The sequence below is a fragment of the Haemophilus sp. UMB1048 genome, from assembly GCF_030218125.1.
GTDB lineage: Bacteria > Pseudomonadota > Gammaproteobacteria > Enterobacterales > Pasteurellaceae > Haemophilus_D.
Genome location: NZ_JASOPB010000178.1, coordinates 1 through 240 on the forward strand (window position 1 = coordinate 1; position 240 = coordinate 240).

Genomic DNA, 240 nt, shown 5'->3' on the forward strand with positions numbered 1-240 from the left:
CAGAAGAAAGATCGTCTGCTTAACGAGTATCTGTCTCCGCTGGATATTACCGCGGCACAGTTTAAGGTGCTCTGCTCTATCCGCTGCGCGGCGTGTATTACTCCGGTTGAACTGAAAAAGGTATTGTCGGTCGACCTGGGAGCACTGACCCGTATGCTGGATCGCCTGGTCTGTAAAGGCTGGGTGGAAAGGTTGCCGAACCCGAATGACAAGCGCGGCGTACTGGTAAAACTTACCACC

At 53.3% G+C, this 240-nt stretch carries 1 protein-coding gene; it reads left to right on the top strand.

Going from position 1 to position 240, the window contains the following annotated elements; genetic code table 11:
• Positions 1-240, top strand: a 240-nt coding sequence (locus tag QP437_RS10370) for a MarR family transcriptional regulator (RefSeq protein WP_285267781.1), incomplete at both ends; no start/stop codon positions are given.